Source organism: Actinophytocola sediminis, assembly GCF_054779715.1.
Window position 1 is genome coordinate 1 of record NZ_BAAGXS010000011.1, and the last position, 15,708, is coordinate 15,708.

A 15,708-nucleotide genomic window follows, 5' to 3' on the forward strand; every position below is an offset into this window, starting at 1 on the left:
GGGTCGCCGCGCTGCTGCTCGTGCTGGCCGACGTGCAGCGCGCCGGGCCGCCGTGGGACGCGCCCGCGTGGTGGGCGCTCGGCGCGACCGGCGTGCTGCTGGCGGTGGCCGCGGTACTGGCCAGGGCGGCCGGCGATGCCGGCGCCGGGGTCGTGGTGGCCAGTTGCGCGTTGCCGTTCGCGTTCGCCGGTGGCTGGCTCGTGTTGGCCGGGGACAAGCCGATCGGCGAGCTGTCGGCCGGTCACCTGCTGCTCGGCGGCGCGGTGTTGTTGTTGGCCGCGCTGCTCGGCATGCTCGCGGTGGCCACCGCCCAGGCGCTGTTCGCCGGCGCGATCACCGTCGGTTTCGGCACGGTGCTCGGCGCCTGGCTGACCACGTGGGACTGGCGGCCGCACGAGTCGGCGGCCGTGGTCGGCGGGGGACTGCTGATGCTGACCGCCGGGTACGCCACGTTCGCGCTGCGGCTGGGCCGGGTGCCGATGCCGGTGCTGCCGCGCTCCACCGCCGACCTGCTGCGCGACGATCCGCAGCCGCCGCTTTCCCGGGTGCACGCCACCGTGGCCAGAGCCGACGCGTTGCTGACCGGGCTGCTGGTGGGCACCGGGGTGGTGGTGTCCTGCTGCGGGCTGGTGCTCGCCGGTGGCGCGAGTGAGGCCGGGGTGGTGCTGGCCGGGCTGCTGGCCGCCGGGTTCCTGTTGCGCGCGCGGGTATATCCGGTGTTGCACCACCGGGTGCCGATGTTGGTCACCGGTGGGATCGTGGCCGCCGGCCTGATCGCCGGCCCGCTGATCACCGATCCCGACGCGCTGCTGATGATCGTGGGCCCGGTGCTGTTCGTGGTCGCCGCGGGCGCGATCGCGGCCGGTGTCGGGTACAGCACCCGCGCCGCCGGGCCCTACCTCGGCCGGCTGGCCGAGTACGCGGAGATCCTGGTGATGGTGGCCATCGTGCCGACGATCTGTTCGGCGCTCGGCCTGTTCGGGTACGTGCGCGGGCTGGGGGGCTGAGCGGGGATGGCGAGCAAACGCGATCAGCTGCAGGCCTACCAGTTCGTCGTGCAGCGGGCGACCTCGGCGCTGGTGGTCGGGGAGACCGATCCGGAGCATCCGCCGTTTCGCCGGCCGGTCAGCTCGTCGTTCATCGGGGTGGCGCTGGCGATCGTGGCGCTGGCGTGTGTCGGCGTGTACGGGATGATCGTGCCGGGGGGCAACGACGCGTGGCGCGACGCCAACGCGGTGATCATCGAGACGGAGACCGGGACCCGGTTCGTCTACCTGAACGAGCGGCTGCACCCGGTGGCCAACTACGCCTCGGCGGTGCTGCTGGTCGGCGGGAACGCCACCACCCGGGAGGTGTCGCGGGACTCCATGGTGGACGTGCCCCGAGGTCCCCGGCTCGGCATCCCGGACGCGCCGGACGCGCTGCCGGGGGCGGATCGGCTGCTCGACGGTTCGTGGTCGCTGTGCTCGACGCCGGCCAGCGATGTCGCCGGCGGGCGGGTGGAGGAGTCGGTGCTGCTGGTCGGGTCGGCCCCGGTGGGCGGGCAGGAGCTGCGTGACCAGGTGCTGCTGGTCCGGTTGGCCGACACCGACGAGCGGTATCTGGTGTGGCGGGGACACCGGCACCGGCTCGACGAGTTCGCGGTGACCGGCACCGGGCTCGCGCTGACCGCGCAGCCGTGGGCCAGGGTCGGCCGGGCGTGGCTGGACGTCCTGCCGGAGGGCAGGCCGATCAGCCCGATCCCGGTGCCCGGCGCCGGCCAGCCGTCCACGGCCGTGCCCGGCCGTGACGACCTGCGGATCGGCGCGCTGGTGCAGGTGCTGACCTCGGCGGGCACCACGCAGTACTACCTGGTCGGCGGGGAGGAGCTGCTGGCGATCAGCGAGCTGCAGTACGACGTGCAGCGGGCGTACGCGCCGACCAGGGCGGCCTATCCCGACGGCGAGCCGACGGCGTTGCCGCTGTCCTCGTCCCTGGCCTCCGGGGCGAACCGGCGCGAGGCGCCGGCGGGTGACGACCGGGCCGACGGTGACGTGCCGGCCCAACTGCCGCCGCTGGCCAGGATGCGGGACGGCAAGTCGACCGTCTGTGCCACCTTCGCGCCCGGGTCGGCGGTGCCCCGGTTGACGGTGGACACCGTGCCGCCACCGGCCGACCCGCTGGCCGCGACCATCGGCCGGTCGGTCGAGGGCACGCCGCTGGCCGACCGGGTGCACGTCCGGCCCGGCTGGGCCGCGGTGGTGGAGGCCATGCCATCGGCCGCCGCGCAGGTCGGCACGCTGACCGTGGTCACCGACACCGGCCGCCGCTACCCCGTGGTCTCCCCGGAGGTACTCGCGAGCCTCGGCTACGGCAACGTCACCCCGGTCCGCCTACCCGGCGGCCTGATAGCCCGCCTCCCCGCCGGCCCCGCCCTCGACCCGACCGCCGCCGCCCAACAGGCAGCCGCCAGCTAACCCCTCTGCGGTCCTCAGGGGGTTGGTGGGAACTTCACGGGAAGCGTGTGCTTTCCGTGTGGTGTGCACTGCTAGGGTCCCCGGGCCCAGTTCCCCGACCCATCTGGAGAAGAAGAAGTGCAGAAGTTGTTGGGTGTCACCGCATTGGCGGCATCAGTCGTGCTGCTCGGCGCGGTTCCGGCCGCCGCCGCGCCCGCGCCGGTCGGCGAGGTGTTGACCTGGGGCACGGCCGAGGTCATCCGCGTGCCGATCCCCGATGAGGCCAAGTCCGGCGTCGACGCGATCGCCGCCGGGTTCAAGCACAACATCGCGCTCAAGGATGGCCAGGTCATCCAGTGGGGCGTCGAGGGCCTCGGCTACCCGGAGCTGGACCGGGTGCCGGTCGAGGTGTGGGACGGCGTCGACGCCATCGCCGCCGGCGGCTACCACCACCTGGCGCTCAAGGACGGCAAGGTCATCGCATGGGGACGGTGGCTGGAGACCGACGTGCCGGCGGAGGCGCGGTCCGGCGTCAGCGCCATCTCGGCCAACCTGAACTACAGCCTGGCGCTGAAGAACGGCGGCGTCCTGGCGTGGGGTTGGGACACCCCGAACACCAACTGGGGCCAGATGAACCCGCCGGCCGAGGCCCAGTCGGGGGTCACGTCGATCTCGGCCGGGTTCAACCACGCCCTCGCGATCAAGGACGGCCGGGTGATCGCCTGGGGGTCCAACGAGTACGGGCAGCTGAACGTGCCGGAGGAGGCACAGTCCGGAGTGGACGCGGTCGCCGCCGGCGCCCAGCACAGCCTGGCCCTCAAGGACGGCAAGGTGATCGCGTGGGGGTGGAACCTCTATGAGCAGGCCGTGGTGCCCACGATCGCCCAGTCCGGGGTGACCGCCATCGCCGCCGGCCAGTTGCACAACATCGTGCTCAAGGACGGCAAGGTCATCGTCTGGAACTACAACGGCCAGGGCCAGATGCAGGTCCCGGCCACGGTCAGCGAGGGCGGCATCACCAAAATCAGCTCGACCTTCTACCACAGCATCGTGCTGCGGTAGGAGAACCGACCGCGGTTCAGCCCTCACTCGCGTTGCGGGTGGGGGCTGAGCTGTGTCACCGCCCGTGCCCGTCCGCGTGCGTTGAGTCCACAATGTACACCGGCCATGTCCCCGAACGGGTTACGCGCTGTTCACTCGTCTGGGTGACACAGTGCGGATCGGTGAATGGTTGACCGTACTCCAGGCTAGCCCCGAATATCAGCGACCGACCGTCGACAGTGGAGGGGTGAGAACCGTGATCGGTCAGAACATGGTGAGCCGGTTGTATGACTGCGAGGTCATCGACACCAAGGGTGAGAAGATCGGCTCCGTCAAGCGTGTCTGGGTGGACGACCAGACCGGTGCCCCGGTATGGGCCTCGGTACACACCGGACTGTTCGGCATGCGGGAGTCGTTCGTACCGCTGCAAAGCGCGGAACTCCGCGAGGACGAGGTCCGGGTACCGATCGAGAAGGACCGGGTCAAGGACTCGCCGAAGATCGACGCGGCCAACGACCGGATCACCGAGGACGAGCAGGCCGAACTGATGCGCTACTACGGCTTCGGCCCGCAGCGCACCAGCCCGGAAGGCTCCGGCAAGCGGCAGTCCGGCCAGCAGACCGGCCAGCAGCAGGCGGGCATGGCGGGCATGACCGGACAGCGGTCCGGCCAACAGGCCACGCAGCGTTCCAGCCAGCAGACCACCACCCGCGGTTCCACCAAGGGCTCTGGCCAGCAGTCCGGCCAGTTGCCAGACGGCGAGGCGATGACGCGCTCCGAGGAGCATCTGCGGATCGCCACCGAACGGGTGGAGACCGGCAAGGTGCGCCTGGTGAAGCACGTGGTCACCGAGGAGCAGCAGGTGAACGTGCCGGTGTCGCATGAGGAGGTTCGCGTGGTGCGCGAGCCCATCACCGACCAGAACCGGGACTCGGCCATGGTCGGCGAGATCTCCGAGGCACAGCAGGAGATTATCCTGCACGCCGACAAACCCGTGGTGACCAAGGAAACCGTCGCGGTCGAGCGGGTGCGCCTGGTCAAGGAGGAAGTGACCGACACCGAGACGGTGTCCGGGCAGATCCGCAAGGAGGAGATCGACGTGCAGGACGACCGCAAGGGCCGCCGGGCGCGTTGACGCCGTGCCGGCGGCAGTCGAGGACTCGACCGCCGCCGGCAGCCTGGACCGGTCAGACGCCGAGTTCCTCGGCGGCCAGTCGCGTGCCAACCACCCTGGCCTCGATCTTGGCGAAGGCGAGGTCGCGCGAGGTGGAGGTGTCGTCGGCGAACGGTGCGAACCCGCAGTCGTCACAGGTGCCAAGCCGCTCCACCGGGAGGTAGCTGGCCGCCTGCAGCACGCGGTCCCGAACCTCCTCCTCGGTCTCCACCCGAGGGTCGATCGGATCGATGACACCGACGAAGATCCGCTGATCGTCACGGGCGTGCTCGCGCACGATCGACAGCACCCTGGCCGGATCCCGTTCGCTGGCCAACTGTAGGTAGAACGTGCCGGCGTGCAGGCCGAACAGCTGGGGGAGCAGGTCGGCGTAGTCGACATCCAGGCTGTGCGCCGAATCCTGGTCGCCGCCGGGGCAGGTGTGCACCCCAAGCCGCGCACGTTCCCGCGGCGAGAACCGGTCCAGCACGGTGTTGTTCAGCGCGATGAACTGTTCGAGCACGCCACCGGACGGGTCGAGCTTGAGCGACAGCCGCCCCTCGGTGAAGTCCAGTTGTACCGACGCCGCACCGGCATCGAGACACTGTCGAATGTCCTTTTCGGATTCATCGGCCAGGTCGGCGAGGAATTGCTCCCGGGGGTAGCCGGCTATCCCGTCGGCCGGATAAAGCAAACTCAGCGCGGAGGGCGCGATCACCGACTGTTTGACCGGCTTGTCGGTCAACTGGGTCGCCTTGGCCAGACAGGAGTTCGCGAACGCCCCGTAGCGGAACGGGCCGGTGGTCAGCCGGGGCAGCTGGCGCTGGTGACCGTCGGCGAACGGGATCACCGCGCCGTCCGGCGCGAGCCCGGCCACCCCGGTCAACGGATAGGTGGCGAAGCTCGGTTTGCTCTGCTCCCCGTCGGTGAGCACCGGTGAGCCGGTGGCCGTCAACCGCTCGATGGTCTCCGCCAACGCCTGCGCCACCACCGCGTCCAGTTCGGCCTGACTGATCCTGCCGGCCGCCAGGTCGGCCATTCCGTCCAGTAGGTATTTCGGGCGGGGAATGCTGCCGATCGGCTCGGTCGGAATAGGCATGGGCGTCCTCCCTGGGAGTGGTCAACTGATCACTCAGACAAACTTAGCCAGCCGAGGACGTGATTCGTCAACGCCGAAGGTAGGTATTGAGCCGAGCGGCCTGGCGGGTCAGGTGGTCGCGTTCGGCGAGATTGGTGGCCTGGCCCGCGGCCTCGGTGTACAGCCGCGCCGCGCGCGCCAGGTCCCCGTCGCGCTCGTGCAGGTACGCGGCCACCGCGGCGTGCCGAGGCACCGAGTCGGCCAGCGTCGCCAGCGCCGCCAGCCCGGCACGTGGCCCGTCCGCCTCACCGACGGCCACCGCCCGGTTGAGCAGCACGACCGGACTGTCGGTCAGGCGGACGAGCTCGTCGTACCACTCGACGATCTGCACCCAGTCGGTCTCCTCGGCGGTCGGCGCGTCGGCGTGCAGGGCCGCGATGGCGGCCTGGGCCTGGAACTCGCCCAGCCGATCGCGCGCGATGGCCGCCTGCAGGATGGCGACTCCCTCGGTGATCAGCGCGGTGTCCCACCGCCCCCGGTCCTGCTCGGCCAGCGGCACCAGGCTGCCGTCCGGCCCGGTCCGGCTGGCGCGGCGGGCGTGGTGGAGCAGCATGAGGGCGAGCAGCCCCGCCACCTCCGGGTGGTCGATCGCGGCCGCGAGCTGCCTGGTGAGCCGGATGGCCTCGGCCGCGAGGTCGACGTCGCCCGAGTAGCCCTCGTTGAACACCAGGTAGAGCACGCGCAGCACGGTGGCGGCGTCACCTGGCTGGTCGAGGCGCACGCCGGCGACGGTGCGTTTGGCCCGGGTGATGCGCTGGGCCATGGTCGCCTCCGGCACCAGGTAGGCGCCGGCGATCTGCCGGGTGGTCAGCCCGCCGACGGCGCGCAGCGTGAGCGCGACCGCGGCGGAGGTGGTCAGCGACGGGTGAGCGCACAGGAAGTAGAGCTGGAGCGTGTCGTCCACCTCCGGCACCGATTCCGGCGCGGGCTCGACGGTGTCCTCTCGCCGGCGGCGGGCGGTGTCGGCCCTGGTGGCGTCGAGGAACCGGCGCCAGGCCACGGTGACCAGCCAGCCCTTCTCATCCCTCGGCGGGTCGGCCGGCCAGACCCGGATCGCCTCGACCAGCGCGTCCTGCACGGCGTCCTCGGCCGCCGCGAAGTCAGCTCCGCGGCGGACGAGGATGCCGAGCACGCTCGGGGTGAGGCTCCGGAGGGTGGCCTCGTTCATCGGCGAGGTCACTCCGTGACGGTGGGCGGCTCGGTCAGGAACGGGCGCAGTTCGAGCCACTCGTGGATCGGCCTGCCGCCGGCGCCCGGGGCCGCCGACAGCTCCCCGGCCAGCTCGACGGCGCGCTCGTAGCTGTCGACGTCGATCACCATCCAGCCGGCGATGAGGTCCTTGGTCTCGGCGAACGGGCCGTCGGTGACCGGCGGGCGGCCCTCGCCGTCGTACCGGACGAAGGTCCCCTCCTGCGCCAGCGCCTGCCCGTCGACGAACTCGCCGGTGCCCTCGAGCCGGTCGGCGAAGTCCCGCATGTACTGCACGTGCGCGGAGATCTCCGCCGGCGTCCACTGGTCCATCGGCACGTCGTTGACCGCTGCCGGCGCGCCGCGGTAGTGCTTGAGCAGCAGGTACTTGGTCATCGTGGTTCTCCTCGGTACTGGTGTGCGCCATTCTGCTCACATTCACCACGGGGACGGAGCCAGCCACCGGTTCTCGACATCGCCGGCCAGAAAAATCTAACCGGTTCGTGGCAGGTCGGCCCGCGGGTCCGGTGTGGACAGGTGCCGGCCGCCCTTCGGCCATGGCAGGGAACCTGGCCTGCTGGCCTCGCGGCGGATCTTCAGCACCCCGAGCTTGCAGGTCAGTTCCTTGTACGCCGCGCCGATGCGGCCGCCGAAGTAGACGTTCATGGAGGTGTCGTCCTTGCGGGCGAACTGGCGCACCCCCGCCCGCCTGCCCAGGCTGACACACGACCCGACGAAGGCCAGGTTGATCGCGCGGGGCACGGTCTCGGCGATCCGGCTCAGCACGGTGTCGGTGGCCTGCGCGCCAAGCGGCCCGGCGGCCTGACAGCTCATCCGCAGCGGCTGGCCGGACGGCGCGGCGGCGTCCCCGGCCGCGACGATCCGGTCGTCGTCGACGCTGGTCAGGGTTTCGTCGGTGAGCAGCCGGCCGAGGTCGTCGGTGCGCAGTCCACTGGCCGCCGCCAACTCCGGCACGCCGAAACCGGCCGTCCAGATGGTCAGCGCGCTCGCGCGTACCGTGCCGTCGGCGAACACGACCGCGTCCGGCCGGACCTCGGTGACCACAGTGGACTCGAGCACGGCGACGCCGTGTCCGGCCAGCCAGGTGGCCGTGGACCGGCGGGCGAGCGTGCTCAGCGACGGCGCCAGGATCCCGCCGCCGACCAACGTGACCCGCCGTCCACGCTCGGCCAACTCGGCGGCCGTCTCGATCCCGGTCAGCCCGGCGCCGACCACGATGACCGGGGCGTCCGGGTGCAGCGCGGCGAGCCTGGCGCGCAGCAGCCGCGCGGACTCCAGCTCGGCGACCGAGACCGCGAACGCCGCGGCGCCGGGCACCGAGGACGGGATCGCCCCGGTGCTGCCGACCGCGTAGACGACGTAGTCGTAGTCCAGGGTGCGCTCCGACGCCAGGTGTACCGTGCGGGCCGCGGTGTCGATGCGCGTCGCGCTGTCGACCACCAGGCGGATGCCGTCGCCGAGCAGCGTGCTGAAGTCCACAGTGGCCTCACCGGTGCCGGCGACGAACTGGTGTAGCCGGATTCGGTCGACGAACGTCGGGCGGGGGTTGACCAGGGTGATGTCGATGTCGTCGCGGCTGCGCAACCGGTTGGCCGCGATCGCGCCGGCGTAGCCGCCGCCGATGACGACGACCTGGTGTGCTGTCTGGCGTGTTGGCATGGTGGGTTTCCGTTCTCGATCGGGTCTCACCACTCCGACCGCCCACCACCGCGAAACGTGAGGCGGCCGGCCAGACCTCACAGTTCGCCACGCTGTCCGGTCGAACTGGGAGGAGCCGACGCGACCAACGGGAGCCGACCAGACCATGACGAGAACATGACCAGCCAACCGGTGGACCACGCGGCCGTGCTCATGCGCGAGCGGCCGCGGCTGATCAACCTGGCGTACCGGCTGCTCGGCTCGCTGGCCGACGCCGAGGACGTCGTCCAGGACGCCTACGCCCGCTGGTATGCCAGGTCCCGGCCGCAGCGGGACGCCATCGAGTCACCCGGCGCCTGGCTGACCACGGTCACCAGCCGGCTGTGCCTCACCGTGCTGTCCTCGGCCCGCGTCCGGCGGGAGACCTATGTCGGCGAGTGGATCCCGGAGCCGCTGCCCGAACCGTCGGAATGGCTCGGCGGCGGGCCGGCGGCCGATCCGGCTGACCGGGTCACCCTCGACGAGTCGGTCAACATGGCCTTCCTGGTCGTGCTCGACGCGATGACCCCGGCCGAGCGCGTGGCGTTCGTCCTGCACGATGTCTTCCGGTATCCCTTCGCCGAGGTGGCCGAGATCGTCGGCCGCAGCGCGGCGGCCTGTCGCCAGCTGGCCACCTCCGCCCGCCGGCGGATCCGCGGCGCGCGGACGCCGGCGACCCCGGTGCCCGGGCAGGCCGCCATCGTCCGGAACTTCAAACGGGCCTGGGAGGCCGGCGATGTCGGCGCCCTCATCGGCCTGCTCGACCCGGGCGCCACCGCCATCGCCGACGGCGGCGGCCAGGTCAGCACCACGCTGCGGCCGATCGTGGGCGCCGAGCGGATCGCGCGCTCCCTGGCCGCGCTCGCGGGCAGGCTCCGCGACCTGACGATGGTGGAGTGCACGGTCAACGGTCAGCCCGGCCTGGCTGTGCGGCGGCACGGCGTCATCGTGACCGTGGCGGCGTTCCAGGTCGCCGAGGGCCGGATCACGCACATCTGGGCGGTACGCAACCCCGACAAGCTCCGGCCGTGGACGGCACGTCGATGCGCCGCCTTCCTGTGAATCAGCAAGCAGGACGCTGTGCGTTCCGGAATCCTGAACAGGATCCCGGCCATTGGCTGGCACGCTTTGTTGCCATGACCAACCATGAATCTGCCCGACTTTCCCGACGGACCGTGCTCACCGCGTTCGGGGCCGCGCCGTTGGCCTTCGGCGGAGTGCTGGCCGTCACCAACACCGCCGCCGCCGCCGGCTCGGTACCGGCTGACCTGCGACCGGGCGGCCGGCTCGACCAGCTCATCGCCCGGCTGGCCGACGAGGACCAGTTCTCCGGCACTGTCCTGCTGTACCACCGAAACCGGCCGGTACTCGTGCGGTCGCACGGCATGGCCGACCAGGACCGGCGACTGCCCAACCGGCCGGACACCATCTTCTCGCTGGCCTCGATCACCAAGCTGTTCACCCAGGTCGCGATCGACCAGTTGGTCCAGCGGGGTGACCTGGCCTACGACGACACGCTGGGCACCTACCTCGACGGATTTCCCGCCGAGATCGCCGAGCACGTCACCATCGACCACCTGCGAACCCACACCTCCGGCATGGGCAACTTCCACAGCGAGGAGTTCTTCGCCGAGGCGCGTGCATGGGACAGTGCCGCCGAGGTCATGAACGGCATCATGTCCTATGTCCGCAAGGGCACGCTGTCCTTTCCACCCGGCACCGGCAACCAGTACAGCAACTCCGGATACGTGACGCTCGGCGCGATCATCGAGCAGGTCACCAAAAGGTCCTACTACAAGCACATTCGCGAGCATGTCCTCCGGCCGGCCAAGATGACCAGCGCGGACTTCTACACCACACCGCACTGGCGCACCGACCGGCGCATCGCCCGGCCCTACACGCTGCTGCCCACCGGGGAACGCGTCAACGCCATGGACAAGCACATCTTCATCGGCACGCCCGCTGGCGGGTCGTTCGCCACCGCCATGGACCTGGTCCGCTTCACGCAGACCCACCTGGCCGGCCGGCCCATCAACGCCCACGGCGGAAACCCCGGTGGGGGCGTGTGCGCCGACCTGGACTCCTATCCCGACACCGACTGGATCACCGCGATCCTCAGCAACTACGAGGACTCGACCCAGGCCATCGACGCACTGGCCAGGGAGATCATCACCGCCCACCAGGGGTAGTAGTGACGCCGCCGGCGGCCCGCGGGGTTGGGTGAGCGTCGGCACACAACCCGGTGCGCGGCCGGGCCGGTCCCGTTGGCATGAGTCGCTTCCGTGCTGAACCGCTCACCGGGGCCGCGATCGTGGTGTCCGGGGCGATCGTGCTCTTCGCCGCGGGGACCGCGGGGTTCGTGGATCTGCAGGTGTACCGCCACGCCTGGCACGCGCTGACGGCCGGGCAGGACGTGTACGGCACGCTGCCCCCGACCTCCACCGGCGACCGGCTTCCCTACATCTATCCGCCGTTCGGTGTGCTCGCGCTGAGCCCGGTCGTCGCGCTGCCATGGGCGCTGTCGGCGATCGTGATGCTGGTGCTGTCGGTCGGCGCGCTCGCGATGACGCTGTACCTCCTGCTCGGCACGCGCGCGCTGGTGTTGCTGGCGTTGCCGCTGGCGCTGGTGGCCGAACCGGTGTGGGAGACGGTGGGGTTCGGTCAGATCAACCTGTGGTTGATGGCGCTGGTCGCCGCCGACTGCCTGCTGCCAAAACCCCGGTTCGCGCGCGGCATGCTGGTCGGGGTGGCGGCGGCGATCAAGGTGACGCCGGCGGCGTTCGTGCTGTTCTTCCTGGTACGCAAGGACTATCGCGCGGCGGTCACCGCCGCGGTCACCGCGGCCGGGGTCACCGGGCTCAGCGCGGTGGTCGCACCGACGGCGTCGTTGGGTTACTGGCTGGTTGAGCCGTTTCGCTCTGGCGGGATGTCCGGGTCGCCGTTCGTCACCAACCAGTCGATCCCGGGCGCGCTGAGCAGGCTCGGCGTGCCACAGCCGGCGAGCCTGATCGTGTTCGTGGTGCTCGCCGCGATCGTGACCACCGTCGCGGTGCTGGTGATGCGCCGGGTCGACGCGCCGGTGGCGTTGGTCGTCAACGCGGCCGCCGCGCTGCTGGTCGCGCCGATTTCCTGGTCGCACCACTGGGTCTGGGCGATCCCGGCGCTGGTGCTGCTGGTCCGGCACGCGGCCAGCACGGGAGCCGCTCGCTGGTGGACGGCCGCGGCCTGCGGCTACCTGATCGTCCTCATCGGACCGAACTGGTTCGTGCCGACCGGTGACGGGCGGGAGCTTTTCTGGAGTCCCGGGCAACACCTGCTCGGCAACAACTATCTGATCGTCACCGTGGTCCTGCTCGGCTGGGCACTGTGGACGGTCCGGCGACCGGGCGCGGACCGGCAGCTGGTGCGGACATGATCTTCCTGCCCGCGCTCCTGCCCGCCAGGCCGTCGCCGCTACGCGTTCGTCAGGTGACCACCGATGTGCTGGTGGCGGTCGGTTTCGTGCTGAGCGCAGTGGTGCTCTACGCCGGGCTGTGGCGGGACCTGGACAGCGCATACCTCTACTACAGCGGATCCGATCAACAGCTGTGGGAGTGGTTCTTCTCGGTGACCGCGAAAGCGGTGACCGAGGGAAACAATCCGCTGTTCACCGACCTGCTGAACCATCCGCTCGGCGTGAACCTGATGGCCAACACCAGCATGCTGGGTGTCGGTATTCCGTTGGCCCCGTTGACGATCGCGTTCGGACCGACGGTCACCTGGACCTTCTCGCTGACCGCTGGCCTCGCCGGCACCGCGTTCGCCTGGTACTGGCTGTTCTCCCGGCACGTCGTGCGGTGGCGTCCCGCCGCGATCATCGGCGCCGGATTCTGCGGGCTCGCGCCCGCGATCGTCTCGCACGCCACCGCGCACCCGAACTTCGCCGTCGGCTTCGTGCTGCCCCTCCTGCTGACCAAGATCATCCGGATCGCGGCCGGCACCCGCCCGGTACGCGACGGCGTGCTCCTCGGCCTGCTCGCCGCCTACCAGATCTTCCTCGGCGAGGAGTCCCTGCTGATCTTCGCGATGACGTTGCTGGTGTTCGGCGTCGCGTACCTGCTGGCGCACCCGAACCCGGCGCGGCTGCTCCGCCCACTGGCCGTCGGCCTCGGCACGGGAGCGGTGGTGGCGCTGGCGATCGTCGCGGTTCCCCTGTGGTGGCAGTTCTTCGGGCCGCAGAGCTACCACTCCCTCGAACACGGCCCGACCGGCAACGACCTGCTGGCGTTCACCCGTTACGCCAGCCAGTCCGTCGCCGGTGATCCCGGCTCGGCCGGTGCGGTCGCCATGAACCGCACCGAGGAGAACGCGTTCTTCGGTTGGCCGCTGATCATCCTGGTCGTGGTCATCCTGTGGTGGCTGCGGCGCGACGCGCTGGCCCGTGCGCTCGGCGTCGCGGCGTTCGTGCTGGCGTGGCTGTCCACCGGGGTGGAACTGGTCATCGCCAACGAGCCGACCGGAATCCCCGGGCCGTGGGTGGTCCTCACCGAGCTGCCGTTGCTCGACACGATCATCGAGTCCCGACTGGCGCTCGGTTGCGTGCCCGCCATCGGCGCGCTGCTGGCGTTGGCCGCCGACCGGATCGACGCCACCACTATCCGAAGTGGACCTACTCGCCTGTGGTGGCTCGGTTCGCTCGTCGCCGCGCTGCTGCCCCTGGTTCCGCTTCCACTGGAGACCTACGACCGGCCATCGACTCCGCGCTTCTTCACCGAGGACACCTGGAAGTCCTATGTGGACCCGGGAGGCTCGGTCGTCCCGGTGCCGCTGGCCAGCCCAGGGAATGCCGAACCGATGCGCTGGCAGGTCGTCGCCGGGCTCGACTTTCCCATCCCGGAAGGCTACTTCCTTGGCCCGAACGCCCCCGACGACCGCCGAGGCCGCTACGGCGCGACGCACACCCCGACCTCCCAACTACTGGAAACCGTGGCGACAGAAGGAGAACAGCCATCGATCGGTGAACCGGAACGCGCCGCCGCCCGCCACGACCTCCGCTACTGGCGAGCCGACCTGATCGTGCTCGCACCCCGACAACACGACCAGGCGTTACGGGCGACGCTGGCTGCCCTGCTGGACCAGCAGGGCGTTCTCGTCGGCGACGTCTGGATCTGGGACGTCCGCCACCTCACCAGGTAGCACACCGGTCGCCGAGGCACTACCCCATGGCGCCTCGGCGACCGCGCCACTGTCGACTGGTGTGACTACGGGCAGACGTTCCAGTAACGGACGAACCAGCGACTGCCGACGCCGGTGTCGTTGATCGTGCTCGGGGCCAGGTTGGCGTTCAGGATTTGACGATCCGAGTTGAGAATCATCGTCTGAGTACCGTTGGACTGCGCGTTGCGAATGGAGGCGGTACTGGAATTGAACGGCGCGGAGAGCGTGACGGTCCCGCAGGCGGTGTGGGCCAACCGGGTCCCGGTGAAGTTGGTGCCCGACCACAGGCATGCGTACAGATATGCGCAGTCTGCCTGGCCTTGCGCGGTAATCGGTTCGTCGATCGCGCGGGGCTTCTTCTCTCCTGGCAACGGGATGGTGAGGATCATCTTACCGTCGTCGTAGGCGATCTCGTTGATACCAACCTGTTCGCCGCCGCCGTAGTCCCCAAGATGCCGATCGACCTGGGCCTGCAGTGCCTGTCTCTCGGCTGCGGTGAACACGACCTCCGGAGCTTTCGCGTCCGTCGGAGCCCCGGTCGCGCTGGCCGTGCCGATGCCGACTGTGGTCGCCAACGCCACCAGGGCGGCGGCGACGATCCTCGAATAAGTGCGCATCAAATTCCCTAATCTTAGTCCCTGCCAACGGAATTCCGCTGACTCGGCATGAACGGTTCCATCGCGGCCGTTGTCCGGCAGGGCGTTTCGAAGGTGGTCGAACTGCTAGGCCAATCGGATGACTTCCTGTCTCATTAGCGCGCCGAGCACCGATAGCGGAAGCAAGGCGATACCGGGAGGGGTGCGTTGCCGTGCCAGCAATGCGAATCCACTTCACCGACCTCGACCTCGCTCGTACCCGGTTGAAGCTTGACGTGGATCCCTTGTGGGAGTTGGTCAACAGCGTCCAAGCTCTCCAACATCCGCTCGGTGGCCTGAACTTCGACCACTGGCGCAGGGCGGTCCGCACCCGCGCCGGGCAGGATCCGGTGTTGCGCCAAACGCTTCCCCGGCTCATGGAACTTGCCCCACACGCGACCTACTTCCCCGACTTCCTCACTCCCGCCGACGCCGCCGACGCGGACGCGGACGCCGACACCGCGGTCGACGCCGTGCTGACCACCCCGCGCAGGCGACTCCGGACCGAGATCGGCCGACTGCACAGGCCAACCCCACAGCTGGGTGACCTCGCCGACGGAAACCTCGCCGCCCTACGAGACCTGCGGACGACTCTCCGCGCCTACTACCGACAGGCGGTCCGACCGCACCTGCCGCAGATCACCGGCGCGATCCGGCTCGACAGCGCCGACCGCATCCACGCCTTCCTCCGCAGCGGGGCTGAGGCGATGCTCGCTACCCTGGAGCCGGTCGCGGTCTGGCGCCGTCCCGTGCTGAGCTTCGACTATCCGATCGACCGCGACCTGCACCTCGATGGCCGCGGTCTGCTCATTATCCCGAGCTACTTCTGCCTCGGGAGCCCGGTAAGCCTCGCCGACCCCGGCCTTCGGCCGGTACTCGTGTATCCGGTCGCGCCGGAGGCACGGCTGCTCGGTGCTCCTCGCGGCGCGGGCGACCACCTCGGTGCGTTGTTGGGCAGCACTCGCGCGACGATTCTGCGGTCACTGGTGCGCACGGCGACCACTACCGACCTCGCCCGCCGCGTGCGGATCTCGGCGGCGACCGTCAGCCATCACACGGCGGTGCTGCGTAACTCCGGGCTCATCGCCAGCCGGCGGCACCACACGTTCGTCATTCACATGATCACCCCGTTGGGCCTGCGGCTACTCGCCAGCGGGTAGCGAAGGGCTCCTTCACCGCGCCGGACGCAGTGAAGGAGCCCTTCGCTGCACTGTCTCCGCGGTT

The 15,708-nt window shown here is 70.2% G+C and carries 14 protein-coding genes; 9 read left to right on the forward strand and 5 right to left on the reverse strand.

Going from position 1 to position 15,708, the window contains the following annotated elements:
- From eccD to ACYVIP_RS06905, 4 genes are all read left to right on the forward strand, one after another.
- Positions 1-1,007 (forward strand): type VII secretion integral membrane protein EccD (gene eccD, locus ACYVIP_RS06890; protein WP_460393232.1); only part of this gene is annotated, 1,007 nt, incomplete at its 5' end.
- A gap of 6 nt (positions 1,008-1,013) precedes the next feature.
- Positions 1,014-2,456 (forward strand): type VII secretion protein EccB, encoded by a 1,443-nt coding sequence (eccB, locus tag ACYVIP_RS06895; protein ID WP_460393234.1) that lies wholly within the window; start codon positions 1,014-1,016, stop codon positions 2,454-2,456.
- Between the two features lie 117 nt (positions 2,457-2,573).
- Positions 2,574-3,497, forward strand: coding sequence for an RCC1 domain-containing protein (locus ACYVIP_RS06900; protein ID WP_460393236.1), 924 nt, complete (start codon positions 2,574-2,576; stop codon positions 3,495-3,497).
- 226 nt (positions 3,498-3,723) lie between these two features.
- Entirely contained in the window at positions 3,724-4,611 is an 888-nt protein-coding gene (locus ACYVIP_RS06905) for a DUF2382 domain-containing protein (RefSeq protein WP_460393238.1), read from the forward strand.
- A 52-nt stretch (positions 4,612-4,663) separates the two neighbouring features.
- Here ACYVIP_RS06905 and ACYVIP_RS06910 read toward each other — a convergent pair whose 3' ends face one another.
- The 4 genes from ACYVIP_RS06910 to ACYVIP_RS06925 all read right to left on the reverse strand — a co-directional run bounded on the left by ACYVIP_RS06910 (position 4,664) and on the right by ACYVIP_RS06925 (position 8,635).
- Positions 4,664-5,728 carry a cobalamin-independent methionine synthase II family protein gene (locus tag ACYVIP_RS06910; RefSeq protein ID WP_460393240.1) on the reverse strand — a complete coding sequence of 355 codons (1,065 nt, stop codon included), beginning with the start codon at positions 5,726-5,728 and terminating at the stop codon, positions 4,664-4,666.
- A 67-nt stretch (positions 5,729-5,795) separates the two neighbouring features.
- The gene (locus tag ACYVIP_RS06915; protein ID WP_460393572.1) at positions 5,796-6,935 is read right to left on the reverse strand and encodes an RNA polymerase sigma factor; all 1,140 of its coding nucleotides are present in this window, start codon (positions 6,933-6,935) and stop codon (positions 5,796-5,798) included.
- An 8-nt stretch (positions 6,936-6,943) separates the two neighbouring features.
- Entirely contained in the window at positions 6,944-7,351 is a 408-nt protein-coding gene (locus ACYVIP_RS06920) for a YciI family protein (protein WP_460393242.1), read from the reverse strand.
- Between the two features lie 96 nt (positions 7,352-7,447).
- Positions 7,448-8,635, reverse strand: a complete 1,188-nt coding sequence (locus ACYVIP_RS06925) for an NAD(P)/FAD-dependent oxidoreductase (RefSeq protein WP_460393244.1) — start codon at positions 8,633-8,635, stop codon at positions 7,448-7,450.
- Between the two features lie 156 nt (positions 8,636-8,791).
- Here ACYVIP_RS06925 and sigJ point away from each other — a divergent pair, with 156 nt between their 5' ends.
- The 4 genes from sigJ to ACYVIP_RS06945 all read left to right on the forward strand — a co-directional run bounded on the left by sigJ (position 8,792) and on the right by ACYVIP_RS06945 (position 13,828).
- The gene (sigJ, locus tag ACYVIP_RS06930) at positions 8,792-9,715 is read left to right on the forward strand and encodes an RNA polymerase sigma factor SigJ (RefSeq protein ID WP_460393246.1); all 924 of its coding nucleotides are present in this window, start codon (positions 8,792-8,794) and stop codon (positions 9,713-9,715) included.
- Positions 9,716-9,789: 74 nt separating this feature from the next.
- On the forward strand, positions 9,790-10,842 hold the full coding sequence (locus tag ACYVIP_RS06935) for a serine hydrolase domain-containing protein (protein WP_460393248.1): 1,053 nt from the start codon (positions 9,790-9,792) through the stop codon (positions 10,840-10,842).
- Positions 10,843-10,922: 80 nt separating this feature from the next.
- A complete protein-coding gene (locus ACYVIP_RS06940) occupies positions 10,923-12,068 on the forward strand; it encodes a glycosyltransferase 87 family protein (protein ID WP_460393250.1) in 1,146 nt (381 codons plus the stop codon).
- Positions 12,065-13,828, forward strand: coding sequence for a glycosyl transferase (locus tag ACYVIP_RS06945; protein WP_460393252.1), 1,764 nt, complete (start codon positions 12,065-12,067; stop codon positions 13,826-13,828). Before ACYVIP_RS06940 ends, ACYVIP_RS06945 begins: the two co-directional genes overlap by 4 nt.
- Before the next feature lie 65 nt (positions 13,829-13,893).
- Here ACYVIP_RS06945 and ACYVIP_RS06950 read toward each other — a convergent pair whose 3' ends face one another.
- Positions 13,894-14,466: a hypothetical protein gene (locus ACYVIP_RS06950; protein ID WP_460393254.1), complete on the reverse strand. Its 573-nt coding sequence runs from the start codon at positions 14,464-14,466 to the stop codon at positions 13,894-13,896.
- A gap of 200 nt (positions 14,467-14,666) precedes the next feature.
- On the opposite strand from ACYVIP_RS06950, the gene ACYVIP_RS06955 reads away from it, so the two are divergent.
- Entirely contained in the window at positions 14,667-15,644 is a 978-nt protein-coding gene (locus ACYVIP_RS06955; RefSeq protein WP_460393574.1) for an ArsR/SmtB family transcription factor, read from the forward strand.
- Positions 15,645-15,708: the final 64 nt, after the last annotated feature.